28 protein-coding genes are annotated in these 25,826 nt (G+C 63.7%); 10 read left to right on the forward strand and 18 right to left on the reverse strand.

The window, feature by feature from the left end; genetic code table 11:
• The first annotated feature begins 151 nt into the window (after positions 1–151).
• The 7 genes from ET524_RS11515 to ET524_RS03220 all read left to right on the forward strand — a co-directional run bounded on the left by ET524_RS11515 (position 152) and on the right by ET524_RS03220 (position 5,218).
• Complete coding sequence (locus tag ET524_RS11515; RefSeq protein WP_161566593.1) at positions 152–1,105, forward strand: transglutaminase-like domain-containing protein; 954 nt, start codon at positions 152–154, stop codon at positions 1,103–1,105.
• 158 nt (positions 1,106–1,263) lie between these two features.
• Complete coding sequence (locus tag ET524_RS03195) at positions 1,264–2,316, forward strand: type II secretion system F family protein (protein ID WP_129423307.1); 1,053 nt, start codon at positions 1,264–1,266, stop codon at positions 2,314–2,316.
• Between the two features lie 20 nt (positions 2,317–2,336).
• Positions 2,337–2,663: a hypothetical protein gene (locus tag ET524_RS03200; RefSeq protein WP_129423308.1), complete on the forward strand. Its 327-nt coding sequence runs from the start codon at positions 2,337–2,339 to the stop codon at positions 2,661–2,663.
• Positions 2,660–3,199: a DUF4860 domain-containing protein gene (locus ET524_RS03205; protein ID WP_129423309.1), complete on the forward strand. Its 540-nt coding sequence runs from the start codon at positions 2,660–2,662 to the stop codon at positions 3,197–3,199. The genes ET524_RS03200 and ET524_RS03205 overlap by 4 nt, the downstream gene beginning before the upstream one ends.
• Before the next feature lies 1 nt (position 3,200).
• Positions 3,201–3,629, forward strand: a complete 429-nt coding sequence (locus ET524_RS03210; RefSeq protein WP_129423310.1) for a hypothetical protein — start codon at positions 3,201–3,203, stop codon at positions 3,627–3,629.
• A gap of 1 nt (position 3,630) precedes the next feature.
• On the forward strand, positions 3,631–4,113 hold the full coding sequence (locus ET524_RS03215; RefSeq protein WP_129423311.1) for a hypothetical protein: 483 nt from the start codon (positions 3,631–3,633) through the stop codon (positions 4,111–4,113).
• Positions 4,114–4,144: 31 nt separating this feature from the next.
• A complete protein-coding gene (locus tag ET524_RS03220) occupies positions 4,145–5,218 on the forward strand; it encodes a type IV pilus twitching motility protein PilT (protein WP_129423312.1) in 1,074 nt (357 codons plus the stop codon).
• Between the two features lie 155 nt (positions 5,219–5,373).
• Here the strand turns inward: ET524_RS03220 and groL are convergent, their stop codons facing one another.
• The 18 genes from groL to ET524_RS03310 form a co-directional block, all read right to left on the reverse strand.
• Entirely contained in the window at positions 5,374–7,008 is a 1,635-nt protein-coding gene (gene groL / locus ET524_RS03225) for a chaperonin GroEL (RefSeq protein WP_129423313.1), read from the reverse strand.
• 82 nt (positions 7,009–7,090) lie between these two features.
• Positions 7,091–7,378: a co-chaperone GroES gene (locus tag ET524_RS03230; protein WP_129423314.1), complete on the reverse strand. Its 288-nt coding sequence runs from the start codon at positions 7,376–7,378 to the stop codon at positions 7,091–7,093.
• 356 nt (positions 7,379–7,734) lie between these two features.
• Positions 7,735–8,469, reverse strand: coding sequence for a response regulator transcription factor (locus ET524_RS03235; protein ID WP_129423315.1), 735 nt, complete (start codon positions 8,467–8,469; stop codon positions 7,735–7,737).
• A gap of 5 nt (positions 8,470–8,474) precedes the next feature.
• On the reverse strand, positions 8,475–9,719 hold the full coding sequence (locus ET524_RS03240) for a sensor histidine kinase (protein ID WP_201738632.1): 1,245 nt from the start codon (positions 9,717–9,719) through the stop codon (positions 8,475–8,477).
• An 87-nt stretch (positions 9,720–9,806) separates the two neighbouring features.
• Positions 9,807–11,282: an FAD-dependent oxidoreductase gene (locus tag ET524_RS03245; protein WP_129423317.1), complete on the reverse strand. Its 1,476-nt coding sequence runs from the start codon at positions 11,280–11,282 to the stop codon at positions 9,807–9,809.
• 318 nt (positions 11,283–11,600) lie between these two features.
• Positions 11,601–12,419: an NAD(+) synthase gene (gene nadE / locus ET524_RS03250; protein ID WP_129423318.1), complete on the reverse strand. Its 819-nt coding sequence runs from the start codon at positions 12,417–12,419 to the stop codon at positions 11,601–11,603.
• Between the two features lie 31 nt (positions 12,420–12,450).
• Positions 12,451–12,828, reverse strand: a complete 378-nt coding sequence (locus ET524_RS03255) for a Cna B-type domain-containing protein (RefSeq protein WP_129423319.1) — start codon at positions 12,826–12,828, stop codon at positions 12,451–12,453.
• Positions 12,829–13,128, reverse strand: coding sequence for a hypothetical protein (locus ET524_RS03260; protein ID WP_129423320.1), 300 nt, complete (start codon positions 13,126–13,128; stop codon positions 12,829–12,831). It lies immediately after the preceding gene.
• 95 nt (positions 13,129–13,223) lie between these two features.
• On the reverse strand, positions 13,224–13,871 hold the full coding sequence (gene hypB / locus ET524_RS03265) for a hydrogenase nickel incorporation protein HypB (RefSeq protein WP_201738633.1): 648 nt from the start codon (positions 13,869–13,871) through the stop codon (positions 13,224–13,226).
• Positions 13,872–14,096: 225 nt separating this feature from the next.
• Positions 14,097–14,450 (reverse strand): hydrogenase maturation nickel metallochaperone HypA, encoded by a 354-nt coding sequence (hypA, locus tag ET524_RS03270; RefSeq protein ID WP_129423322.1) that lies wholly within the window; start codon positions 14,448–14,450, stop codon positions 14,097–14,099.
• 207 nt (positions 14,451–14,657) lie between these two features.
• On the reverse strand, positions 14,658–15,488 hold the full coding sequence (gene tatC / locus ET524_RS03275) for a twin-arginine translocase subunit TatC (RefSeq protein WP_129423323.1): 831 nt from the start codon (positions 15,486–15,488) through the stop codon (positions 14,658–14,660).
• A 3-nt stretch (positions 15,489–15,491) separates the two neighbouring features.
• Complete coding sequence (locus ET524_RS03280; protein WP_129423324.1) at positions 15,492–16,046, reverse strand: Sec-independent protein translocase subunit TatA/TatB; 555 nt, start codon at positions 16,044–16,046, stop codon at positions 15,492–15,494.
• Positions 16,047–16,401: 355 nt separating this feature from the next.
• Positions 16,402–16,596 carry a CASC3 protein CASC3 gene (locus ET524_RS03285; RefSeq protein ID WP_129423325.1) on the reverse strand — a complete coding sequence of 65 codons (195 nt, stop codon included), beginning with the start codon at positions 16,594–16,596 and terminating at the stop codon, positions 16,402–16,404.
• A gap of 3 nt (positions 16,597–16,599) precedes the next feature.
• Positions 16,600–17,952: an amidohydrolase family protein gene (locus ET524_RS03290; RefSeq protein WP_129423326.1), complete on the reverse strand. Its 1,353-nt coding sequence runs from the start codon at positions 17,950–17,952 to the stop codon at positions 16,600–16,602.
• 256 nt (positions 17,953–18,208) lie between these two features.
• The gene (locus ET524_RS03295) at positions 18,209–19,723 is read right to left on the reverse strand and encodes a sensor histidine kinase (protein ID WP_201738634.1); all 1,515 of its coding nucleotides are present in this window, start codon (positions 19,721–19,723) and stop codon (positions 18,209–18,211) included.
• A gap of 12 nt (positions 19,724–19,735) precedes the next feature.
• Positions 19,736–20,422, reverse strand: coding sequence for a response regulator transcription factor (locus ET524_RS03300; RefSeq protein WP_129423327.1), 687 nt, complete (start codon positions 20,420–20,422; stop codon positions 19,736–19,738).
• 477 nt (positions 20,423–20,899) lie between these two features.
• Positions 20,900–22,084, reverse strand: coding sequence for a 4Fe-4S binding protein (locus ET524_RS03305; RefSeq protein ID WP_129423328.1), 1,185 nt, complete (start codon positions 22,082–22,084; stop codon positions 20,900–20,902).
• Between the two features lie 138 nt (positions 22,085–22,222).
• A complete protein-coding gene (locus ET524_RS03310) occupies positions 22,223–23,050 on the reverse strand; it encodes a hypothetical protein (RefSeq protein ID WP_129423329.1) in 828 nt (275 codons plus the stop codon).
• A gap of 407 nt (positions 23,051–23,457) precedes the next feature.
• On the opposite strand from ET524_RS03310, the gene ET524_RS03315 reads away from it, so the two are divergent.
• The 3 genes from ET524_RS03315 (at position 23,458) to ET524_RS03325 (ending at position 25,819) form a co-directional block, all read left to right on the forward strand.
• Positions 23,458–24,279 carry a hypothetical protein gene (locus ET524_RS03315; protein WP_129423330.1) on the forward strand — a complete coding sequence of 274 codons (822 nt, stop codon included), beginning with the start codon at positions 23,458–23,460 and terminating at the stop codon, positions 24,277–24,279.
• Between the two features lie 2 nt (positions 24,280–24,281).
• Positions 24,282–24,980, forward strand: a complete 699-nt coding sequence (locus tag ET524_RS03320; protein WP_129423331.1) for a TorD/DmsD family molecular chaperone — start codon at positions 24,282–24,284, stop codon at positions 24,978–24,980.
• Positions 24,981–25,096: 116 nt separating this feature from the next.
• Positions 25,097–25,819, forward strand: coding sequence for a 4Fe-4S dicluster domain-containing protein (locus ET524_RS03325; protein WP_201738635.1), 723 nt, complete (start codon positions 25,097–25,099; stop codon positions 25,817–25,819).
• The last annotated feature ends 7 nt before the right edge of the window (positions 25,820–25,826 follow it).

A 25,826-nucleotide genomic window follows, 5' to 3' on the forward strand; every position in this document is an offset into this window, starting at 1 on the left:
GCATGTCTGCAAAACTGTCACCCCTCTGATAGAAGGGTTTTCGGGTTTTCGCGGCGCACGACGGGCAATGGAACGAACGACCGGTTTCATGTCGAAACCGTTTAGCTGCGTACGCCGAAATCCCACCCTCCACGCGTATAATCGACGCATCATGGAATCATCCGCACAGACAAGGCGTACCTCCCCTCTCATCGCCGCCATCGCGGCGATGGCCTTCTGCGCCCTGCTGTGGCTTACCGCATGCAGCGGATCGGGCGGCGCGGGAGGCGCCGGTAAGGACCAGGCCACCGGCGCCGCGTTCTCCCCTGCCGCCACGGTCGAGGAAACGCAGTTCGACGCGAGCGCCGCCACGGGCGCCAACGACGCGCTCATCGATGCGTCCCACGCGCAAAACGGCTACGTCAGCGTGAGCGCCACTTCGAGCGCACGCATAAAAGCCCAGGTCATCAGCGGTCAAGCAAGCTCCAGCTTCGACGTGCCCCAAGACGGCACGCCCATTGCGTGCCCGTTGGCGTTCGGCGACGGCCCATACACGGTGCGCATCATGCGCAACACGTCGGGCAACAACTACGTGGAGCTGTGCAGTGATGACATCGACGTCGCGCTGACGTCGGAGTTCGCCCCGTTCCTGCGCCCGAACGTCTACTGCAGCTACACCGCCTCCAGCAGCTGCGTGGCCAAGGCCCGCGAACTGGTCGAAGGCTGCGAGAACCAAGGGGAGGCCCTGCGCGCCATTTGCACCTACATCGTCGACAACGTGGCCTACGACGATGACAAGGCCGCTCAGCTCAAGGATTCCACCGGGTACGTCCCCGACCCGGACGAGACGCTGCGGTCGGGCAAGGGCGTCTGCTTCGACTACGTAAGCCTGGGCGCCGCCATGCTGCGAAGCCAGGGGATTCCCGCGAAAATCGTCACCGGCACCGTCTCGCCGCAGGGCATCTACCATGCATGGATCATGGTGAACATCGACGGCACCTGGCAGAGCGCCCGCTTCAGCATCTCCCCGAACACCTGGTCGCGCATCGACCTGACCTTCGCGGCAACGGGAGGCGGGACGAACGTCGGGGACGGGGAAAGCTACACCGACCGCTATGTGTACTAGCAGCGCGGGCGAAAGCGCTCGCTCCCGAAACCCCTTCGTCCGCTACACAGTGGCACCGGGGTGTCAACTTCATCTCAAAAACAGGCGAAAATGCACACCACGACCTACTGCATGTGAGACAATAACCGACGTTTTAACCGATAACCCAGGAGGTACCGATGACAGGAAAGCTTCTGGAGAGCGGCGCCATCAGCGCGTTCTGCAGCAGCGTGACGACCATGCTGGCTGCCGGCGTCCAAACGGACGAAGCCGTTCACATGCTTGCGGAGAACCGTGAGCAATCCGAGTTCAAGCGCGTATGCGACGCGGTCTACTCCAAAGTTGTCGAAGGCTCCAACCTCGCCGATGCCATGGAGGCTACCGGCGCCTTCCCCGCCTACGCAACGGAAACCGTGCGCGTCGGCGAGGCGTCGGGCCGCACCGAGCGCGTGCTGCGCAGCCTCGGGCGCTACTACGATAGCGAAGGCCGCGCGTTCGCCAAGCTGCGCAACTCGGTCGGCTATCCGGCGGCGCTGCTGTGCATCATGAGCGTCATCCTGGTGTTCACCGTGGCGGTCATCCTCCCCATCTTCTCCAGCGCCTATGAGAACCTGTCCGGCTCCATGACCTCGGGGTCCTTCAACACCGTAGGCGCATCCGTCGCCCTCGGCTGGGTCGCCCTGGCCATCGTGCTGGTCGCCACCGTAGCCGCCCTGTACGTGGCCGCCTGCGCGCGCAGCGAAAGCGGGCGCGACCGCGTGATCAAGATGCTCGAACGCTACCCGGGCACCCGGCGTGCCATGTACCAGCTTGCGCTCTCCCGTTTCGTCAGCGCGCTTTCGTCCCTGGTCGCCTCGGGCGTGCAGGAGGAAGATGCCATGCGCAAGGCCATGGCGACCGTCGGCCACGCCAAGCTGCAGGCCAAGCTGCAGGCCGCCTACGATTCCATGATCGACCTCGAGAACCCGCGCAGCCTTGCCCAGGCCATCGTCGAGCACGAGATCGTCGAGCCCGTATACGGCCGCATGCTGCTCATGGGCACGCGCGCAGGCTCCGTCGACGAGGTGCTCGGCCATCTTGCGCAGGTGTTCTTCGACGACGCCAACGTGCAGATCGACGCCGCGGTCGACCGGGTCGAACCCACGCTGGCGGCCTTCCTGACCATCGCGGTCGGCGCAACCCTTATCGCCGTCATGCTGCCGCTCATCGGCATCATGGGCTCGATCGCATAGCGAAACCGCAGGTAACAGCCATGTTCCACGAACTCACCGACAACAACATCAAGCGGCGGCGCAAGCGCATCGCCGTCACCGCATGCCTGGTGGCGGCGCTCGCCCTCGCCGCCTTCGCCGTATACGGCGTCGTGCAGGAGAACACCAAGACGCAAGGCGCCGTGGCCCTGCGCGACTCCATTCTGGCCTCGGCCAAGCAGTGCTGCGCCATCGAGGGCAACTACCCAAGCTCGCTCGAGCACCTCGAGGAGAGCTACGGTCTTACCATCAACCATGATGACTACGTGATCACCTACGAGTGCTTCGCCGACAACATCATGCCCAGCGTGGTGGTGACGCCCCGATGAACCCGCAGGCGAACGAAACCCACAAGCAGCGCATCCACGCCATCGCATCCGTGGCGCAAGATGCGCCGTCCAACGAAAAAGGCAGCGTGGCGAAGCGCGCTTTCCCCACGCTGCTGCTGGCGGTGTTCTTCGCGGTGCTGCTCATGGCGCTCATCTCGGGCGTGACCGTGTACAAAGCCGTTTCCGCAGATCAGCAGGCCAGCGGCGCGCAGCGCGAAGGAGCGGGGCTTATCTGCAACGTCGTGCGCGCCAACGATTCCAAGAGCGCCATCGCCCAAGGCCAGGGGCCGGAGGGCAAGTCGCTCGTGGTGGCGGAGCCGCTGAATTCCGGCACGTACGAGACGCGCTTCTACCTGTATGAGAGCAAGGTGGTGCAGGAATACAGCCTGGCAGGCAGCGGGTACACGCCCGAGAAGGCCACCGAGGTGACCGCTTCCGACAGCTTCGACTTCTCATACTCCAACGGCCTTCTGACCGTGACCACCGACCAGGGGACCGCTGAAGTGGCCCTTCGCTACATGCAGGGAGGTGCCTAGGATGACGAAGGTCGAGCACATCGAAGAAGCATCGAAGACCAAGATCAACACGGCGTTCCTCGTCGAGGCGCTGGTGCTTATGGCGGTGCTGATCGCGTCCATGGCCGTGTTCACGCTGCTGTTCACGCACTCCGCGGTTGCGGCGCATCAGGCCAAGAACCTGACGAGAGCCACGCTGCTGGCCCAAAACGCCGCCGAGGAGTTCTCGTCCGACCCCGCCGCGGTGGCTGCGGGCAAGACGGTCGGCCAGGGCGTCGCCGCCGGGGACGTATCCGCCGTCGACGATTCCGACGGCCTGACGGTCAGCTGCAACGTCGACTCCGACGTGCGGGGCCGTGGCACGCTGTACACGGCGCACATCACTGTGAGCGATGATTCCGGGGAAGTGTACGCACTCGACGCGTCGCGATACGAAAGCGGGGTGAGATAGCATGGCAAGGCGAACCGGAGAAGGGGTGCGCATCGGCCCCATCACGCTGCTGACGCTGGTGTCCGTGCTGCTGCTGGCGGTGCTGGCCATGCTGTGCGTCACCACCTCGCACGCGACCGAGGCCATGGCGCAGCGGCAAGCCGACGCGCTGTCGCAAACCTACGAGCTCGACGCCTTCGGCCAAGCGCTGCTCTCCCAGATAGACGAGCAGATCGCCGAAAGCGGCTCTCCCGCAGCGGCCGCCGCGCTGGTCCAACACCGCTCCGACAAGCTGCTGGAAAACGCCGCCGAGGCAAGTGGCGCCCGCGACCTGCGGTCCTTCATCGACGTAGCGGGCACGCAGGTCGCGTTCACGGTCATCGCACAGGACGGCAAGGAGCTTGCCGCCACGGTGGCCATCGCCGCGAACGGCTGCACCGTGGACTCCTGGAAGATGACCACCGCGCAAGAGCTTCCCGAGCAAGCTCTTCTTTCCACTAACTAACGACGAGAAGCAATAGCATAGGAGGATCGCCATGCAACTGAAAAGTCTACTCGAGAAGATGATCGAGGTGCACGCTTCCGACGTGTTCATCATCGCCGGCCTGCCTCTGGCGTACCAGGCAAGCGGATCGCATGTGCGCACTGACACGGCCCCTCTCACCCCGGCCGACGCGCAGGAGCACATCGAGACGATCTACGAGCTGGCCGGCCGCGACCTGAGCCTGTTCACCGACAGCGTGAACCACGACGACGACTTCAGCTTCGCCGTCCCGAGCGTCGGCCGTTTCCGCGCCAACATCTTCCGCCAACGCGGCTCCTACGGCGCCGTCATCCGCGTCATCCCCTTCGGGCTGCCCGACCCTGACGAGATGAACATCCCGGAGTCCGTCATGCGCCTTGCCGACCTGAACAGGGGCCTGGTGCTGGTGACGGGCCCCACCGGCTGCGGCAAGTCCACCACGCTGGCGTGCATGCTCGACCGCATGAACCACAAGCGCACGGGTCATATCCTGACCATGGAGGACCCCATCGAGTTCGTGCATAAGCACGGCTCCTGCATCGTCACGCAGCGCGAGATTCCCACCGACATCGCCAACTACTCCGAGGCGCTGCGCTCAGCCATGCGCGAAAGCCCCAACGTCATCCTGCTCGGCGAGATGCGCGACGCCGAGACCATCGGCACCTCCATCAACGCTGCCGAGATGGCGCAGCTGGTGCTCTCCACGCTGCACACCACCAGCGCCGCCGACACCATCGAGCGCATGATCGACGCCTTCCCCGCCAACCAGCAGCGCCAGATCCGCACCCAGCTGTCGCTCGTGCTGCAGGCCACGGTCAGCCAGATGCTCATCCCCGCGCTCGACGGCACCACCATCCCCGTGTTCGAGGTCATGCACATGAACACCGCCATCCGCAACCTCGTCCGCGAGGAGAAAACCTACCAGATCGACTCCGTGATCGCCTCCAACGGCGCTTCCGGCATGCAGACCATGGACCAGGCGTTGTTCAACGCCGTACGCGAGGGCAAGGTGGCGAAGGACGTCGCGCTGCAGTACTCGCATCATCAGGAAGCCCTCCTGCGCCGTTTCCAGGCGGAAGGCCTGTAAGGACCCCATCAACCGCATACAAGACCGCAAAAACGCCCTTCTGCAACCGCAGGAGGGCGTTTTTGCCGCGCTTTGCAACCTGAGCGCAGAGCGCCGGATGCGAAAAGGGCCCGCCGAAGCGGGCCCTTTTGCTGCAAGGTTTATGAACCTGTTGCTTACATCATGCCGCCCATTCCACCTGCGGCTGCGGCAGCTGCGGCTGCGGCCGGATCGGGATCCTTCGGGATCTCGTTGATGGTGGCCTCGGTGATGAGGATCAGGGCCGCCACGGAAGCAGCGGACTGCAGAGCCGTGCGCGTAACCTTGACGGGGTCGTTGACGCCCATCTCGATCATCTTGCCAGTGGTGCCGTCGGCGAAGTTCACGCCCTCGCCCTTCTCCATGTGCTTGACCTTGTCAACCACAACGGAACCTTCGAAGCCGGCGTTCTGCGCGATGGCGCGCATGGGGGCCTCCATGGCCTTGCGGATGATCTCCACGCCAACCTTCTCGTCGGCGTCGGTGACCTCAAGCTTGTCCAGCGCGGGGATGGCGTTGATGAGCGCCACGCCACCACCAGCGACGATGCCCTCTTCAACAGCAGCGCGCGTAGCCTGCAGAGCGTCCTCGATGCGGGACTTCTTCTCCTTCAGCTCGGCCTCGGTGGCTGCGCCGACCTTCAGCACGGCAACGCCGCCGGACAGCTTGGCCAGACGCTCCTGCAGCTTCTCGCGGTCGAAGTCGGAGTCGACGCGCTCGAGCTCGTTCTTGATCTGGTTGATGCGGTCCTCGATAGCGGACTTGTCGCCAGCGCCGTCGACGATAAGCGCGGTGTCCTTCGTGACCTTGACGGTCTTGGCGGTGCCCAGCATCTCGATCTTGGCGTCGGCCAGCGTCATGCCGAAGTCCTTGTCGATGACCTGCGCGCCGGTGACGGCAGCGATGTCCTCGAGGATGCGCTTGCGGCGATCGCCAAAGCCGGGGGCCTTGATGGCCACAGCGTTGAACGTGCCACGCAGCTTGTTCAGCAGGATGGTGGCCAGCGCCTCGCCCTCGACGTCCTCAGCAACGATGAACAGCGGGCGGCCGGTCTTCATGATCTGCTCCAGCAGCGGGACCATGTCCTGGATGTTGGAGATCTTCTGGTCGGTCAGCAGAATGAACGGATCGGACAGGTTGGCTTCCATCTTCTCCATGTCGGTTGCCATGTACGGGCTGATGTAGCCGCGCTCGTACTGCATGCCTTCCACGATTTCCATGTCCAGGCCGAACGTCTGGGAATCCTCGACGGAGATGGCGCCGTCCTTGCCCACGGCGTCCATGGCCTGGGCGATCTTCGCGCCGATTTCAGCGTCGCCGGCGGAAATGGTGCCGACGTTCGTGATCTGCTCGGTGGTGGAAACCGGCGTAGCGTCGGCCTTGATGGCCTCGACGACGGCGTCGGTTGCCTTCTGGATGCCGCGGCGGATGCCCAGCGCGTCAGCGCCGGCGGTCACGTTGCGCAGGCCCTCGGACACGATGACGTCGGCCAACAGCGTGGCGGTGGTGGTACCGTCACCGGCAACGTCGTTCGTCTTGACGGCGGCTTCGCGGATGAGCTGAGCGCCCATGTTCTCGACCGGATCCTCCAGCTCGACTTCCTTGGCGACGGTAACACCGTCGTTGGTGATGAGCGGAGCGCCGAACGACTTCTCCAGGGCAACGTAGCGACCCTTCGGGCCAAGCGTAACCTTAACGGCGTTGGCCAGCTTGTTCACGCCGGCGGCAAGAGCGCTGCGGGCATCAGCTTCGAACTTGATATCCTTAGCCATTCTTGAAACTTCCTTTCGAATGCAGCTTGCGCAGCGCGTATGCCCGCGCAAGCCCTACTTACTTAAAGCGTGCGCTTGAGCGCTATTCGAACACGGCGTACAGATCGTCGGCGCGAAGGATGAGCACGTCCTCGCCGTCAACCTTGATCTCCTGGCCGCCGAACTTGCCATAGACGACCTTGTCGCCAACCTTGACCGGCACCGGCACCAGGTTGCCGTCCTTGTCGGGCTTGCCAGCGCCCACTGCCAGAACGACGCCGCTCTGAGGCTTCTCCTTGGCCTCGGATGCGATGAACAGACCGGAAGCCGTGGTCTCCTCAGCTTCGTCAGCCTTCACGATAACGCGATCGCCCAGGGGTTTCAGATTCATAACGCTGCCTTCCTTTCGCATCGATTACGCGAGATTGGTTTCGCATACCCGTTATTTAACCACTCTGTGTTGCTGAGTGCTAGCACTCTTTGGTAACGAGTGCTAAACACATCGCCTACTATAGCAGCCGCCCCGCCGATTGCAAGCAGAAGCGTTAGAAATATGAAGCCCCGCGAAAACTTTTTCGCAGGGCTTCACCATAGAGGAATTAGTACAGGCGGAAAGAAGGCGGTTTGCGACCTTCCCATCGCTGAATCAAGCGAAAGCGGAACTGAATCGGAAGCGCGGTAGTCGCAAAAGCGACTTTCCCGCCGCTGGCCAAATTGCAAGGCGAATCGCAACCGCCGCTGCCGCCCTTACGCCACGCCAGGCTTCACCAGGCCGCTTTCGTAGGCGCGCACCACCAGCTGCGCGCGGTCGTGGGCATCAAGCTTGCCCATGATACGCGCAAGGTGGGTTTTCACCGTTGCCGGGCTGATGAACAGTCGCTCGCCGATCTGCTCGTTGTTCAGGCCGCGCGCCACCAGCGTGAGAATCTCGCGCTCGCGGTCGGTCAGCTGCGACAAGCCCGCCGCTGCGGCCGCGGCCGGCGTTGCCGGGCGCGTGGCCACGAACGTTTCGATGAGCCGCCGCGTGATGGACGGCTCGATAAGCGCATCGCCGGCGGCCACCACGTGGATTGCCGACACGATCTCGTCGGGCTCGGCGTCTTTCAGCAGAAAGCCGCCTGCGCCGGCCGACAGCGCGTCGTACACGTATTCGTCCAGGTCGAACGTGGTGAGGATGAGCACCTGCGTGGACGCAAGCGCGCCGTTTGCGCGGATGGCGCGCGTAGCGTCGATGCCGTTGACGCGCGGCATGCGGATGTCCATGAGCACCACGTCGGGACGCAGCTTCTGCGCCAGCTCCACCGCTTGGTCGCCGTCGCGCGCCTCCCCCACCACCTCAAGGCCGTCGTAGGACGACAAGATCATGCGAAAGCCGCTGCGCACCAGGTCCTGGTCGTCAGCGATGAGCACGCGGATGGGCGCGCCGCCCGCCGCACCTGCGCCTGCGGCGCCTGCAGGCCCGCCAATCAGATTCTCGCCCATGTCGTTTACGCCTCCGTTCCTTTCAGCGGGATGCTTGCCCGCACGCAAAATCCACCCTGCGGCGCATCGCCGGCCGCAAACCAGCCACCCAGCACGCGCACGCGCTCGGCCATGCCCGCCACGCCGTGTCCCGCGCCATCGGCCGCCTGCGGAAGCGGTTCGTCCTGCCCGGGGCAGGCCGCCGGGCGGCCGCAGCCCACGCCGTCGTCGGCCACCAGCAGCGTTGCCGCACCGTCTTCCACGGCGAAACGCAGCGTCGCATGGTGCGCCTGCGCATGCTTCACCGCGTTCGTGCACGCCTCGCGCGCCACCGTGAACAGCGCCATGTCGATGTGCGCCGGCACCTGCGCGCGGTCGTAGCCTTCCATGTCAAGCGTCACATCAAGGCCCGCACCGCGCAGATAGGACTCCAGCTCGCCCACCTGGTTCGTGCCCGCCGCCGGCACGGTTTCGGCCACGTCGTCGCCATGACGCAGCACGCCGATCATGGAGCGGATGTCGTCAAGCGCGCTTTTCGCCGTGGTGCGCGCCGTGGACACGGCCTCCTTCGCCATCTGGGGGTTGCGGTCAAGCAGGCGCTCGGCCGCCGCCAGCTGAATGCTGACGGCCGACAGCGAGTGCGCCGTGATGTCGTGCACCTCGCGCGCGATACGCACGCGCTCCTCCTCCACGCGCCGCGCCGCCTCTTCCTCGCGCGTGCGCTCGGCCTCGGCCGCGCGCTGCTCCACCTCGTGCACGTAGGCCGCATGCGTGCGGTACGCGTAGCCCGCCAGCACGGCCGCCACCATCAGCGCGATGTTCTGGAAACGCGTGAAGAACACCATGCTTGCCGCCTGCATGGGCGCGTCGCCGAACAGCAGCGACAACACGGCCAGCACGCCGCACACCACGCCCGGCACCGTGCCACACTCCACCGCCACCGTGTACAACGCCACCAGCGGGCCCACCACCGTCATGGAGAAGCCCGAGAACTTCAGCTGCAGGCCCAAGAATATGACCAGGCAGGCGGCGAACACGGGCAGCGGGAAGCGGCGGCGCAGCACCAGCGGCACCACCGTCATGGCCAGGCCCACGAACACCTGCAGGTCGGGCACCACGTTCACCATGCCCAGGTATTGGCGCAGCGCCAGGTCGGGGATGATGATTGACGACGCCGTCAGCATCAGCTGCACGCAGCCGAAGGCGAACGCCAAAAGCATCACCGCCGCGTCGACGGCCCAGTCGCGCGCGGTCATTTCACGTTGTGTCATCAGCAAGTTTTCCATGGCCCCATAGTAAGCCACGCGCCCGGCCGCGCGCCATACGCCGCCAAGCGTATTCCGAACCGCATGCCACCTTTATGCCGCGCCCAGGTCTGACGCGACGGCCTTTCCCGTGAAAATGCCGAACGCGCCGTTCGTGGTCAGGCTTTCGCCGCCGCCTTGCGCCGCCGCGCCGCAGCAGTACACGCCCGGGATGGCCTTGCCGGCGCCGTCGAGCAGCCGGCCGTTTTCGTCCACCACCGCGCCGCCGCGCGTGCGGAAGCGCACGGGGAACTGCTTGAGCGCATAATAAGGTGGCTTCAGGTCGTCCAGGAACTGCAGGCGCCCGAAATCGGAGTCTTTGCCGGCGCTGACCATACTGGAATAGCGGTCCCACGTCTTTTTCAGCACGTCTTCGGACACGCCCATGTTGCCCGCCAGCTCCTCCACCGTTTGGCACGGGCCCACCACGCGCGAAGCGTTTTTCGCCGTGATCTGCGCCGCGCTGCGCGACTGCCCGCTTTCGGAGATGCGCCCGTCGAAGATGGTCCAGAAGTAGCCGCGCTCTTCGGAGAAGCACGTTGCGGCCAGCGTGCGCATGTAGTCCTCGCTGGCGAAGCGGTTGCCCTGCGCGTCCACCACCAGCGTCACCGCGAACATGCTCCACGCCGCCGCGGGCGGTAAATCACTGGTCAGCGACGGGGTAACGGCCATGTCGGCCAGCTTGGCGCCCAGCGCCTGGCACAGCTTGTGGCCCTCGCCCATGGACGCAGCCGTGTAGCACCCCACGCGCTGCCACGCGGGCAGGTAGTCGCGCACCAACGCCTGATTGCTGGCGAACCCGCCCGTGGCAACCACCACGGCGCGCGCATGCACGTCGGTGACCGTGGGGGCTTCCTTGCCCGTGACGAAGCGCACGCCGCACACGTGGTTGTCCTCGTCAAGGATGAACGCGCTGGCGCAATAGCCCGTGGAGAATTGCACGCCTTTGCTGGACAGCTTGTCGCGCAGCGGCATCATGATGCTTTCCGTGTCGCCGATGCCGTTTTTCGGCAGCACGCGGCGGCGGTTCGCCTCGTTGGCCGTGTACGTGGCGGGGTCGTCGAACTGCGCGCCATACGAGTCGCGCATGCGGTCGACCCACTCGGGCGCGGCGTAGAACAGGCGTTTCGCGAAATCGAGGTCGGTCACGCCCGCGGCCCTCAGCGTTTCGCGACGGCTGGGCCACACGTCGTCGCAGCTTTCCGTGATGCCGGCATCTTTCTGCACCTTGCTGCCCACCACGTCCATGACGGCGTTCGACTCATAGCTTTCGCCGCCCAGCACGTCAAGCTTTTCGGCCACCATGACCGAAAGCCCCGCCTCGGCCGGGTCCATGGCGGCCGAAAGCCCTGCCACGCCGCTGCCCAGGATCAGCACGTCCACGGACGCGGAAAACGACACCGCGGGCTGGCCGAGCACGCCCGTGCCCTCGGCCGACGGGGTCGACACCGCCGAACAAGCGGAAAACGCCGGCACCGCCGCGACGGCCGCGGCCGCGCCCACAAGCTTGAAGAACGCTCGACGCTGCATGCAAGTAAGCCTTTCAGCCGGCAAACGGCGGCCTGCAAGAAAAAGCGGGCCGCCGTTTGGTTGGTTATCGAAGCCATGGTAACGCCGAAGGGGCAGGCCTGCGCCCGCCCCTTCCGAAATGCGTCAGATATTCGCGCCAAAGGCGCACAGCCAGCGCATGGGCGCGGGGCCGGGTGCGCCCCGCTTGCGCGAGGCCGCGCTGACAAGCCAACCGCCGCGCGTTCGCGGAATCGCACGTGACCACTCTCCCACCCCAAAGCACACGCATCACGCGCATCGCCCGGCACGCCTTGCGCGGGACGATGCGCAGCCGCACACCTAGTCGTAGAACTTCGTGTCCGGGAACGGCGGCTCGAGGGCGCGCTTGAACGCCTGCGACTCCACCTTCGCCAGCACGCGCTCGACGTCGGCGCGATTGAACCCGGCTTCCACCAGGCCGTTCTCGTTTACGCCGTGCTCGTAGTGCGCGATGAGCATGCGGTCAAGCGTGGCGTAGTCGATGCCCATGGACTTCTCGTCCTCCTGGCCGGGGGCAAGCTCGGCACTGGGCGGCTTCACCAGCACGTGCTGGGGGATGGGCGGCACCTGCCGGTCGCGCTCGGCGCGCTCGTTGCGCCAGCGGGCAATGGCGTACACGTCGGTTTTGTACAGGCCGCCGATAGGGGCGAACGCGCCGGCCGTGTCGCCGTACAGCGTGGAGTAGCCCATCATGGACTCGCTGCGGTTGCCCGTGTTCACCAGCATCCAGTTGTTCGCGTTCGAAAGCGCCATAAGCACGACGGTGCGGCAGCGCGCCTGGGTGTTCTCCGACGCCGTGCCGGCCAGCTTGCCGCAGCCCGAACGGCGCAGCACCGCCTCGAACGCCTCGAACGGCTCGCAGATGGACACGACGTGTGTTTCTATGCCCAGGCTCTCCGCCAGCTCGCGCGCATCGTCAAGCGAGTGGTCGGTGGAGTACGGGCCCGGAAGCATGACGCCGTGCACATGCTCGGGGCCGAACACGTCGGCGCACAGCGTGGCGATGACGCTCGAGTCGATGCCGCCGGAAAGCCCCACCACCATGTCGGTGAAGCCGGCGCCTTCCGCATAGGCGCGCAGCGCTTCGGCGCACGCCTGGTACATATCGTTCGCTCGCATAAGCCGTCCTTTCAGCGCAAGCGGAATTCCTTCACGTGCTAGTATGCCCAAGCCATGTTTCCGGGCTATTGCGAAACGCCCACAGCTTGGCAACAGGACGAAAAGCATACACAAAAGGGCCCGCTGCCGGGGCCTTCTGCACTTGCGAATCCTTTAGCGCTTGCGGCGTTTCACCAGCCTCGTTCACGTAGCATAGCTCGGCTGTCACCGATGCCGGACGCAGACCGTCCACGTCGTTCTCGTCATTCCACGCCTTCTTCACGCTGATGCCGTCGCCGATGAACGTACCGCAGCCCTTCCCCTTCGTGTAGGTGATGGTCTTCTTGTTCTGGTCGGCGAAGTCGTACGTTGCGCCCGCATCCTCGTGCGCGCTCAACGTACCGGACAGCGCGGTTGTTTCCGCCTTCACTTAGTTCATGTCGATGAACGGGGCGTTGGCGGTATCGAGGTCCTGCGCGATGGTACGCGGGAACGTCACCTCAGAGCCACCCGTCACCCGACTATTCTTGAATTTAATGACATCATGCTTGTTGATGTTCTCAGAATACAGCTTGAACGCGTCGGTGTTGTTGCCGAACACGATACCCTGGTTGTACCAGTACATGCCGCTTGGCAGCTGCCCCTGGGCGCTTTGCGTGCTGGCTTGGTTTTCGTCCGCCGTTGCCACCTTCGTCAGCGGCGAAAGCCCCACCACCAGGATGGTGGACATGACCTGCACCTGCTGATAGTTGACGTACAGCAGCCGTTTTCAAGCGTGGGCGTGGCAGACGCACCGCCCACCAGGCTTGAATATGTTGAAAAATGCTACTGGATGGCGCGAATCTGCTCGGCCAGCCATGTGGCCCATTCCTCCACGCCATCGCCTTTCGTGGCCGCAATCGGGAAAATGGGCGCCTGCGGGTTAGCCTGGCGCACGTTTTCGCAAAACGCCTGGCAATCGAAGCCAAACGCCGCCACGGTGTCCACCTTGTTCAACACCACGGCCTGCGACGCGCGAAATGCGCCCGGACATTCCAGCGGCTTGGCGTCGCCTTCGGACACAGACAAGATCACCGCCTTCGCGTTCTCGCCCAGGTCGAAGTCGGCGGGACGCGCCAGGCTGCCCGCGTTCTCCACGATCACCAGGTCAAGGCGGGCAAAATCCAGCTCACCGACGGCACAGTTGAGCGCTTCGGCGTCCAGGCAGCACGCGCCGTCCACGTCAACCCGCACGGCCGCGATGCCCTGCGCCTTGATGCGCTCAACATCCGCGTTGCTGGCTTTTTCGCTTTCAACCACGGCGATGTTGAACTCGTCGCGCAGAGCCTCGATAGTGGCCAGGATGGTGGACGTTTTGCCCGAACCGGGGCTGGCCAGCAGGTCAAGCAGGTACACGTGGTGCTCGGCGAAGCGACGGCGCAAAGCGGCCGCCATTTGATCGCTTTTGATGAAAGCAGATTGCTTCGTATCCATACGCACGGCGCTCCTTCCTGGTGATGGCGAATAGTGCAAAAAGCATGCGGCGAACCTCTGCCCAAGCAGCTCTCAACGAAGCAGCCAAAGGCGCCCGCGCAGCAAATCGGGCCACAAGCTTAGCGCCCAGCCCCGCCACGACAACACCGCCACAAGCCAAGGCGCAAAACCCGGCGCGAGCGCTCCAACGCCCGCAAAGTAAAATCTTGTAGCGACGCCAAAGCGCTAGTCGTCGGGCAAATCGACCTCGATGGAATCGATTTGCATCTCGCGTCCGGCAATCAGCTGCGTGGCGTAGCTGCCGCACTTCGGGCACATCATGTGGAAGCGGTCGTGCTCGTACTCGGCACCACAGTCAAGGCAGCGGCTTTTCGGCTTCACGATATTGATGTCAAGCTCCGCGCCCTCGCTGATGGTACCTTCCGTCAGCACCTCGAACGCGAAGCGCAACGAGTCCTCGATGGCCTCGGTCATCTCGCCGATGGACAGCACCACCTTCAGCACCTTCGTGGCACCGGCTTGCGCAGCAGTTTGCTCCACTGCGTCCATGACGCCCGTCATGATTCCCAGTTCGTGCATGATGCTCCTTTGCACACGCGATGCGCGCGGCCCCAAGCCGCGCACGGATGATACGCATCCATACTAGCCCATCAACAGCAATACGCCCCGCGAATCCCTGCAAAGCACCGAAACGCACGGAAGCCCGTGCGTTTGCACGGGCTTCCGGAACAATCAGTAACAGCAAGCGGTAAAACAGCAGGCAAGTTTGCGAAGCCTGCGACCTGGCTACTTGCGCTTGACGGCCTTCAGCGTTTTCGGCTTGTTGATGCCGGCTTCCTCGGCCTCTTCCTTTGCCAGCTCGTCGTTCTGCTTCTTGATGCGGTTGCGCAGCGCCACGCGCGCCAACAGCAGCGACACCTCGTACAGCACGATCAGCGCAGCGAACATGAGCGCCATGGTGACCGGCGAAGCGTCAGGCGTGATGATGGCGCAGAACACCAGCAGGCCAACATAGATGCCGCGCCAGCTGTTGCGCAGTTTCTTGTACGGCACCACGTTGAACACCACCAGGTAGAAGATGATCAGCGGCAGCTCGAAGGCAACGCCGAAGCCTAGCAGGAACTTGATGATGATGTCCACATACGTAGACATGCGCGGCGTAACGGTGCCCAGGCCAAGCGCCTGGTCGGTCAACCACTGGAACGCCGGGTTCAGGATGATGCAATAGCAAAACACTACGCCCACAATGAACAGCGCCACGGCGGCAACGAACGTGGGGATAAACCACTTGCGCTCGTTGGGCTTAAGCGCCGGCAGGAAAAACGCCAGCAGCTGCCACAAGATAACCGGCGAACAGGCCACGATGGCCGCCCAAATGGAAATCTTGAAGCGAGTGCCGAACGCTTCGAACGGGTCGATGGCCATGAACGACGGCAAGCCGTCGGGACCCTTCGGCAGGTAGTCGGCGATGGGGATCATGAGGAACTGACCCATGGTAGGCGTGGCGAAGTAGAACACGCACACGCCGATGAGCAGGCACACGACAATGCGCACCAAGCGCATGCGCAGCTCGCCCAAGTGATCGAAAAGGGGCATACGCGCCGGTCCGATAGGCATCGGTTATTCCCCCTTTGCTTCGGTAGATGCGGACTGGTTGGCAGCAGGTGCTGCAGAAGCCGGGGCGGCGGCAGGCGTTGCGGCCTCGGTGGACTTCGCGTCGGCGGCGGCAAGGGCGGCCTGCTTGGCAGCTTCGGCCTTCTCGGCATCGGCGGCCTGCTTGGCAGCGCGCTCGCGGTCGTAGCGGGCCTTGCGCTCGCTGAAGCTTTCCTGCTTCGCAACGGTGCGCGGCTGCTGGGAAGCGGCCTTCGAAGGTGCGGAATGCGTTGCCTGCACGGCCTTGCTAGCGCTGTTCACCGCCTTGCTGGCACCATTCGCGGCCTTCTTGCCCGCGTCGGCGGCCTTTTCCATAACGTCAAGCGGGTTCTTGAACGGTTCGTCGGAATCGGGGTCGTACACCTCGTTCTTGATAACCTTGTTCATTTCCTCCTGCGCGTTGCGGAATTTGCCGATTGCCTTGCCCAACGTTTTTGCCATGGCAGGCAGCTTGTCGGGACCGAACAGCAGAAATCCGAACAGCAGAATGAGGAATAACTCAAATCCACCGATACCAAACAAAGCAATCCCCTTTGTAAGATGTCCACTACGTCCGTTGGGGCGCCAGCGAAGCGCACAACAACAGCCATTTATAGTAGCACATTCGCCCGCAGCGCCTTCGAGCGCAAGTCCTCTACAGAAAAAGTATTCCTGGGGAATTTGGCGAACTTTTCGGCGCGCAAGGCACTAAGCGACGAATGGGCGCCGCACGTGCAAAGGCGAAGCGAGCCGCCAGCCCGCAATCGCAAGCGTAGACCGCGGGGATGCAAATCGCAACGACAAGAACGCGTAAACGCAAAGGCACGGCGAAACGCAAAACGGGCGCCCCGCCGAAAACGACGGGGCGCCCGCAACGTGCAACTTGGACACGCGTTGCCTACATGGACAGCACGGACAGCGCGATGGTGGGAATGCCCAACGCCAGCACCAGGATGACGCACACGACAATGGTGAAGATCTTCTTCGTGCGCTCGGCGCGCTCACGGCGGGCCTTCTCCTTGCGTTCACGTTCCTGAGCAGCCTTGATGCGCTCGGACTTCTGCTTTGCCGTAAGCTTTTGATTCGTTCCCATGTCCTACCTCAACTTGCTGCGAATCTCGATGACGCGAGCGATGTTGCGCGCCACTTCCACGCCCACGTGCCAATGGTTCTTCTCGTACAGCACCTTGCCGGCAACCATGGTCATCATCACATCGGAGCCGTTGCAGGCATTGACCACCGAGGAAACGGGGTCGGTGGTGGGCGTTTGATGCGAACCGGACAGGTCGACGGCAATGACGTCGGCCTGCTTGCCCACGTCAAGGCTGCCCACCTTGTCGTCGATCTTCAGCGCGCGAGCGCCGCCCATGGTGGCCATCTCCAGCATGGTTTCCGACTGCATGAACTCGCGCGAGTTCACGGCGCGCTGCAGCAGCATGCCGATGTGCATCTCGGCGATCATGTCGGTGGAGTCGGTGGCAGCGGGGCTGTCGGTGCCCAGGCCCACGCGCAGGCCGTTGTTCAAAAACTCGCTCAGCGGGGCCACGCCCATGCCCAGCTGCGCGTTGATGCGCGGGCAGCTGGCAATGGATACGTCGTATTCCTTCAGCTTGCGAATGTCGTGGCCGCTGACGTAAACGCCGTGCACCATCATGACGTTGTCGCTTTCGAACGCGCCCCAGTTCAGCGCGTAGTTCACCGGCGTGGTGCCCGTGGGCAACCACGGCGGAATCTCCACGAAGCCGCGCTTGGTGTCCATGGAGTGCACGGAAAACGGCGAGGATCCGTAGCGCACGAAATCGCATTCCTCGCGATCGCCGGCCAGGCGCAGCGCAACGGGCACGTTCTCCTTTTTGGCGAACTGCGCCACCTTACGGAACATCTCGGGATGGCACGCGAACACGGCCGACGGCGAAAGGCCGATGGTGACGCGGCTGGAATCAACCTCTTCGCGCCAGTGCATGAGGTCGTTTTCGGCCTGGTGCATGGCGAAATCCACACGGCGGCGATCCATGGCGCCGACCTCACGGTAGATGACGCTGCGCATGCCGAGCTTCTGCGTGGCCGTGCAGCTGGCGCCCGACGCCGTGATGTCAGCGACGGTGGTGATGCCGCTGGAAAGCGCTTCCAGGCCGCCAAGGACGGCCGAGTCGTACCAGTCGGCCACATCGAGCTTCGCGGACAGCTCGCGCATGGTCATAATCCACGTTGCGTAGGGCACGTCGTGCACGATGCCGCGCAGCACGGCGTTTTCCAGGTGCGTGTGCAGGTCGACGAAACCGGGCAGCAGCGCCGCCTGGCCATAATCGGACGTTTCCTCGTCGGGATAGCGCAACTTGAGCATGGCGGCGGTTCCGACGTCGCGGATAACGCCGTCGCGAACGAGCACGGCGCCGTTGTGGATGGGCTCCGAAGTGATGGGAAGCACGTACTGCGCGCACAAAAGCATGGATGGCCTCGCTTGTTCCGTGATTTGCAAGTAAACACGTATGATAGCACCGATGCGCCCGCCCGCCGGGCATCCACGAAAGCAACGCGGTAAGCGGAAAGTGGGTACCGCGGGGATGCAATGCGACGAGGAGACAGGAGCGACAAAGGACCCGAAACGACGGGGCGCCTGGTGTCGCAGCGTCATCAGGTGCCCCGTCGCCCCACCGCCCGGCCAGCACTAAATGATGTCCGGGCAGCCTGCACCTCCGCAGCTCTTACTTTATTGGAAGCGTTGCCGTGAACGTGGTGCCCGCCTCTTGCGTGCTGGCAACCGTTAACGTGCCGCGATGCTCTTCGGCGATGGCGCGCGCGATGGCGAGCCCCAGGCCATGGCCGCCCGCGCCGCTGGTGCGCGCCTTGTCCGCGCGATAGAAGCGATCGAACACATGCGGCAGGTCTTCGGGCGCAATAGGCGCACCGGTATTGCGCACCGTAAGCTTCGCGTGCTTGCCCGTCTCCGAAAGCGTTACTTCCACTGCGCCGCCTTCGTCAACGTACTTGCACGCGTTGTCGATAAGCGTGCCCGCCAGCCGGCGCAAGCGCTGCTTGTTGCCGGAAAGCGAGATGCCGGGTTGCACGTACGATTCCAGCTGCACGCCGCGCTCGAACGCCACGGACTCGAACTGCAAAAGCTCGCCTTCTACCAGGTCGGACAGGTCAACGGGCTCGAAATTCGCCCGCGGCGCTCCCGCGCCTGCGGCGGCCTCTTCCTCGTCCATCTTCGCCAGCTCCAGCAAATCGCCCACCAGGCCCTGCATGGCCTCGGCCTCGTGCTGCGTGCTTTCAAGCCACTGGCTTTGGCTGGCAACGCTGCGCTCGGGGTGCTCAAGGGCAATGGACGTATTCGCCAGGATTACGGTAAGCGGCGTTTTCAGGTCGTGGCTGGCGTCGGCCACGAACCGGCGCTGCTGCACCCATGCACGCGCCACGGGGCCAAGCGCCCAGCGGCTGAAGAACAGGCTGATGACGAAGAACACGGCCAGCGTGGCAACCTCGATGACAGCCAGCGTTGCCGCAAGGCTTTCCCAGCCCCGCGCCGAGCTGATGTCGGCGAACGCCAGATACATGTCGCCGCCCGCCTGACGCTTCAAGTAGAACAGGCCGGAATCGGAAAGCTTGCCGAAGCCCTCGGCGGCATCGGCAAGCTCGGCGCCCGCCTGCTCAAGCACGTCGTCGCTGATGGATGCCGTGTTGAAGCGACCCGACGCCGCCGTGACACCGTTGGCGTCTACCGTAAACAGCGCCACGGGAATAACCTGGCCGCCGCCCTTGTCGCGCCCGCCGATGGTGGGCCCGCCGAACCCGTCCGCATCATCGGCAACGCCAGCGGTAAACGTGCTTGCGCCAGCGCCGGTTGCGGTAGGAGAATCCTTGCCCGTCGCGTCAGAAGAAGAGGCGGCCGAAGCCGAGCCGCCGTCAGGCGTTTGCGCCGCGGCGGCAGGCTGGCCGCCTTCCCCGCTTGCGGCGGCCTGATCGGCCGAAGGACCCTCGCCCTCCGGAGCCGCGCCTCCATCGGGCTGGCCGTCTTTGCCCGGCTGGCCATCTTTGCCCGGCTGCTGTTTTCCCTGATGATCGGACGCCTGGTTCACCACGTCGTTCAGCGTGGCCTCAACCACCGCCACGCTTTGCTGGTAGTTCACCACGCAAATGGTGGCAAACACCGCCGTCAGCACCACGGCAACGGTGATCATATTCAGGGCGATGAACTTGATGCGGAGCTTCTTCAGCATGCGCGCGCCGCCTTACGCCGCAGACTGGCCGTCGACGGCAAGCCGATAACCAGCCTTGCGGATGGTCTCGATGCACGCTTTCGATCCCAGGAAGCGCATCTTTTTGCGCAGGAAGCTGACGTAGGCTTCCACGTTGTTGTCCTCGGCCGTGGACTCGATGCCCCACACCCGCTCGATAAGCAGCTCTTTCGACACCACTTGGCCCGGGTTGCTCATAAGCACTTTCGCCAGGGAAAACTCCTTGTACGACAGGTGGATGGTCTTCTGTCCGCACGTCAGGTCGTAGCTTTCCAGGTTCAGCGACAAGTCGCCCGCCGCAAGCTTTTCGAGCACCACCTCGCCCTGGCGACGCGTGAGCGCACGCAAGTGCGCCAGCAGCTCGGCGGGGCTAAACGGCTTGGTCATGTAGTCGTCGGCCCCGCTGTCAAGGCCGGTGATCTTGTCGGGCACGGCGTCGCGCGCCGTCAGCAGCAGCACCGGCGTGCTGACGCTTTTGCGGCGCAGCTCGGCCACCACGGTGAAGCCGTCCATTTTCGGCAGCATGACGTCAAGGATGACCACGTCATAGATGCCGCTTTCCGCATACGCCAGGCCATCGGCGCCGTTGTGCACCACGTCGACGCCGTAGTGGTTTTCCGTCAAGATATGCGCAAGCGCCTGCGCCAGGCGTACGTCGTCTTCCACGATGAGAATCTGCATGGTGTGCCTTTCGTTACCGCAAGTTCGCGCCAAGCCAAGCGCGAATGCCCCGCCAGCCGTGCCGCGCCAACCGAACGTCAGCAAGCAAACGACATGGGAAGGCGCAATCGTTCACCCAACAGTATACGGTGAACCCTGAAAGCGGGCTGAAAAGGCTTTACGTTGGCACGTTTCCGAGCTTTCCGAATCCAAAGTCATTCGAGAGCTTTCTTTTGGCATGTTTTTGAGCTTTCCGAGCCTTTATCCATCTGCAATCAAACCTTTTTGGCACGTTTTGCGATTTTCCGTAGCTAATCAGCGGATACTAGCGGGAACGAGATTCGGAAAGTTCGAAAACGTGCCAAAAACCCGGAAGCGACTGTCACAAGACTCGGAAAGTTCAAAAACGTGCCCGGGAGGTCCAACGCAAGGAAGGCCGCCCACCCGGACGACCTTCCTTCTGCTTGCAATTTGTGATTCCGCTTGCAGCCTGCGGCTCTAGCGTTCGTAAACCTGGTCGCAGCCGAGCAGGTCTTTCATGGTGTGCCAAATCTGGTGCGGGTCGCCTATGGGGTGCGCCAGCGGCTTCATCTCGTAGCGTTCCACCGCGCCCGACAGCAAGTCGACGGCGAACACCTCGTCGGACAGCGTCAGTGCCTGCTTCGGGCAGATGTCGGTGCAGCAACGGCACTTCACGCAATCGCCCGGGAAGTGCTCGACGCCGAACGTTCCGTCCTCGTCAGTGAACTTGCTGATGGCGCCCGTCGGGCAGAACGTGGCGCACATCTGGCAGCTGCTGCATTTGTCCGGGTCGATGATGACGTGGCCCCACAGACGCGTCTCGATCATGACGTCCTGCGGCTCGCCCAGGCTGGCCAGGCTGTTCAGCAAAAGCTCGCGGCGATCGGGGATGAAATGCGGCAGCGTGCCGTCTTCCATAACCTTCTGGAAGCGCGACTCGGGCTTGTCCTCGATGCCCAGCGTTTCCTTGACGGCGAAGTCGGCCGTGGTGCCGGCAGCCGTTTTGGCCTCGGACTTCATTTCCTCGAAGAAGTGGCGCTTGTCGGCGTCGAAACTGGCCTTGCCCTCCAGGCGCGCGCAGCGCGGGAACTTGGCTACCAGGTCAACGCGCATGCCGTTGTTCCAGGTTTCCAGCAGCGTATTGGCGGTGTCGCGCACCTGCTCGGCCATGTGGAAGCCGGTGGCGTGCGGGCATTCGCCGCACTTGCCCTCAACAAGGCTGACGTGCTTGGCGCCGGCAACGGCCAGCGTGGTGAGCAGGCTTTCCTCGACGCGGCCCAGGCACGTGACGGGCACGACCTTCGTGCGGTCGATCAGACCTTCGGCGGCATTCACGATCTGCTCGCACGCGATGATGACCTCACCATCGGCGGCACGCATAGCCTGGATGCACTGATGCAGCAACTCGGCGTCGTTGGGACGGTGCGCCTCAAGCGCGCACGTCGGGCACACGGTGGCGCACGTGCCGCAGCCGATGCACTTTTCCGGCGAGATGATCAGCTCGTTGTCCTCATAAGAAATGCAGCCTGACGTGCACACTTCGGCGCATTTCAGGCATTTTGCGTTACGATTGCGCACAACGGCGCAGCGGTTCTGGTGAACCGTGATATCGGCGCTCTGCAGTTTTTCGAGCAGACCGAAGAAATTCTTTGCACTTGGCATTGCTGCCCCTTTCTCGTCTACCCCCTTGCAAACCGCCAGTATAGCGGTTCCCCACACCAGTCGCCCCCACGACCCGAAACGTTAACGCCGGCAAACAGCGCGAAGGCAGAGGCTGACTGCCCTGCCTTCGCGAATGCGCTACTTGAACGCGCCCGTTGCGGCGTCGAACTCGCGCACGGTGCCGTCGGCGTACTCGATGCCCCACGTGCCGTAGTCCACGTCGAACGCGGGGAGCACCGGAGCCGCAAACGCGGGCTCGGGCTGCTCGGCCGCATCTGCCTCGCCGGCCTCAGCAAACTCAGCGGCCTCGCCCTCGGCAACGACATCGACGGCCGCAACGGCTTCCTGAACTGCAGCTTCGTCGACCTCGGCAGCCTGCTCTTCCGTAACCCCAGCGGCCTGATCGGCCTCGGCTTGCGCCTGCGCCGCCTCGGCGGCGGCCAACTGCGCCTCGTAGCTGGCGCGCGACGGGATGCGCACGCACGCGATGCCTTCGCCCAGCGCGCCCTCGTTCATAAGGTCGCGCACGCGCTCGACCATGTCCACGCCCTCGGCCGGGAACGACGAGTCGCTGCCCGTCTTCACCGCCATAAGCGCGTTGTCGCCGAACTCCAGCTCAAGCCAGTGATACGGAAACGCCGGCTCGCCGTTTTCAGCGTGGATGTTGTTAGCAGCCGTGATGGTGTTCGACACCTTCGCGAACATGTTGTGCAGCCACTTCGGCATGACGCCCTGCCACAGCTCTTCGGCGTCGGCGTTGGACTTGTCCCAATACGGGCGGTGCAGCTTGATCATGAAGCGCATGATGTTTTCCACGCGCGCTTCATCGACCGGCGCATGCGACTGCACCAGCGACGGCGCCACGTAGGAATACGAGCGCTTGATATCGGCAACCTGCTCGTCGTTGAATAAACGTTCGTCCAGGTCCATACGCAAAATTAAAGAGGGTCGAATAAAAGCGGTCATGGCTCATCTTCCTTTCCTGAGAGCAATGCGGACCGCGCACGCCCCCGCGCGCGTCGGTACTGCCTTCCACTTGGATTCTTCCCCAAACCCCGTCGCGAAGTATCGCGCAACCGCCGGCGCGTTGTCAAACGCCAGTTGCCGAAAGCGTTGCGGACAAGCTTGCTTTTATCCTGCAGAAAGCATAACGAACCGCGCGAAATCAACCCTTGACACCGCCGGCGCGCCACCCCTATCATCGGTTGTGGGGAGTCCGCCTGCGTGCGAGAGGCGCGCGGCAGACATGTTTGCAAAAGTCGGAGCTTCAGGGGTGAAGTTCCCGGAGTCGGCCTGACGGGCCGGCACTGTAGCGTCGAGCCGCTTGGGCTGGCGCTTGTTTTGTTGTAAGCAATGTCTGGGAGGGGCGGAGCATGTCTGATTCCACTTTCGATCTGTTCGATTCCGAGCTTGATGAGTTCGATCCGCTAGAGGACACCGGCGCCGACGAAGAAGAGGACGAGGGCGGCGACATCGCTGCTATCAGCGCCGCAACCGATACGCCCGGCGAACAGCCGGCCGAGCCCGTCGACACGCGCACGCCCGAAGAGCGCATCGACGACCTGTTCAAATCCATGGCCCCGCGCCGCAAGGTGCTGCTGGGCATCCTGACCTTCGTGGAAGAGCCGCAAACCGTCACCGACGTGAACGCGCACGTCGACAAACTGCAGGAAGACAACTTCAGCGTGTACACGGCCGCAAACCTGTGCAGCCTGCTTGAGCGCGCCGGCGCCATCGAGCGCGTCACCGCCGACGGCACGCCGGCCGACGAGGTTGAAACCGAGCCGAAGACCGTCGTCGTGGACGGCGTGGAGTACCTGGAAGCCGCCGAACCCGTTGAGGTGTTCTGGCGCATCACCGAGGCTGGCCAGGCAAAGCTTGATTCCGACAAACCCATCGACCGCCTTCGCACCCTGCTTGAGGAAGACGCGAAGTACGCCACCATCTACAAGCGCATCCTAATGCTGTGCAACGACGCGTCCGGCGCCACCACGCCCACCATCAACGGCGTTGTGGACAACGACCCGCTGGTGCAGAAGCCGCGCCTGTACGCGCCGCACTTCGTGGACAAGCTGGAGAAATGCGACGCGCTTGAATGGCGCAAGGCGTGGTTTACCACCGAAATCGGTAAGCAGGGCCTGGAAATGCTGGCAGATGTCGTGGACGAGCCCACGGCTGAATACGAGGAGAAGTAATCATGGCTGAGAACACCAACACCGCCGAAGAGGCAACCATGGACGAGCTTATCAAGCTGATTGAGCAGCGTGCCGCAACGTACGGCCTGCTCAGCCGCTTGTTCCGCGTGGAAATCGACCAGGAACTGCTTGACCAGCTGCACGGTATGCGCTTCCCCGCCGCCACGGGCAACTCCGATGTTGACGAGGGTTACCTGCGCCTGGCGAAGTACCTGTCTAACACCTGGGAGAACAGCCTGACCGACCTGGCCGTGGACTACACGCGCGTGTTCATCGGCCACGGCGTGGACGCCTTCTCGGCCGCTTACCCGTTCGAAAGCGTGTACACATCCGAGAAGCGCCTGCTCATGCAGGACGCCCGCGACGAGGTGCTGGCCATCTACCGTTCCGCTGGCCTGGACAAGCAGGACAGCTGGAAGGAAGGCGAAGACCACGTGGCGCTGGAGCTGGAGTTCGAGCAGATTCTGGCCAACCGCACCGTTGAGGCGCTGCGCCGCGGCGACGAGGACGAGGCCGCCGCGCTTCTGACCACGCAGCAGAACTTCCTGGAAGACCACCTGCTGTCCTGGGTGCCCATGATGACGGCCGACATGAAGCGCTTCGCGAAAACCGACCTGTACCAGGGCCTGGCGTATCTGACCGATGGCTTCCTGAACACCGACAAGGCGTTTTTGGACGACGTCCTCACCGACGAGGAATAGGCACCGCCCGCGGCGCGCGCGTTGAAACCGGCGCGCGCCGCGGTGACACTGCAAGGTTTCCCGGCGTGGAGGGCGCCGGCGTGGGGGCCGACATCGGGCGAACGAAAGAAGGAGCGATGACTACTACAGAAAACCGCACGGACCTGCCCGAAGGCCGCGCGGACAAGACGAGCCAGGCAGCGGGCGCGGCAAGGGCGCAAGCTGCCGAAAAGCAGGAGAGGACCGGCGGCATGACCCGCCGCACGCTGTGCCTGGGCATCGGCGGCGCCGCCGTGATGCTGGGCTTGGGCGGGCTGAAGTACGTGGCCCCGCAGGCCATCATTCGCCCTCCGGGAGGCCAGGATGACGAGCGCCTAATCAGCGCATGCATCCGCTGCGAGAAGTGCTACGAGATCTGTCCGCGCGACGTCATTCGCCCGGCGCACATCGAAGACGGCATCCTGAACATGCGCACGCCAACGTTCGATTTCAGCGACAACTACTGCGACTGGTGCACCGAGGAAAACGGCGGCACCCCGCTGTGCGTAAGCGCTTGTCCCACGAAGGCGCTTGAGCTGCCGGCCGGCGCCACGAAGGAGAACACCATCATCGGCCGCGCCGTCATCAACACCGACTGGTGCCTGGCGTACAAGCTGATCGGCTGCCGCTTCTGCTACGATGCGTGCCCCTACCAGGCCATGGAGCTTGACGGCGACAATCGCCCGGTGGTCCTTGAGAACAAATGCAACGGCTGCGGTGCCTGCGAAAGCGTGTGCGTGTCGCTGCAAAACGGTTCCATTTCCGAGGGCGCCACGGCGCGAGCAATCACCATCCAGCCGCTTGACCAGGTAGAAAGGTAAGGTGCGG

It is taken from the genome of Senegalimassilia faecalis (assembly GCF_004135645.1).
In the GTDB taxonomy this organism is placed as follows: domain Bacteria; phylum Actinomycetota; class Coriobacteriia; order Coriobacteriales; family Eggerthellaceae; genus Senegalimassilia; species Senegalimassilia faecalis.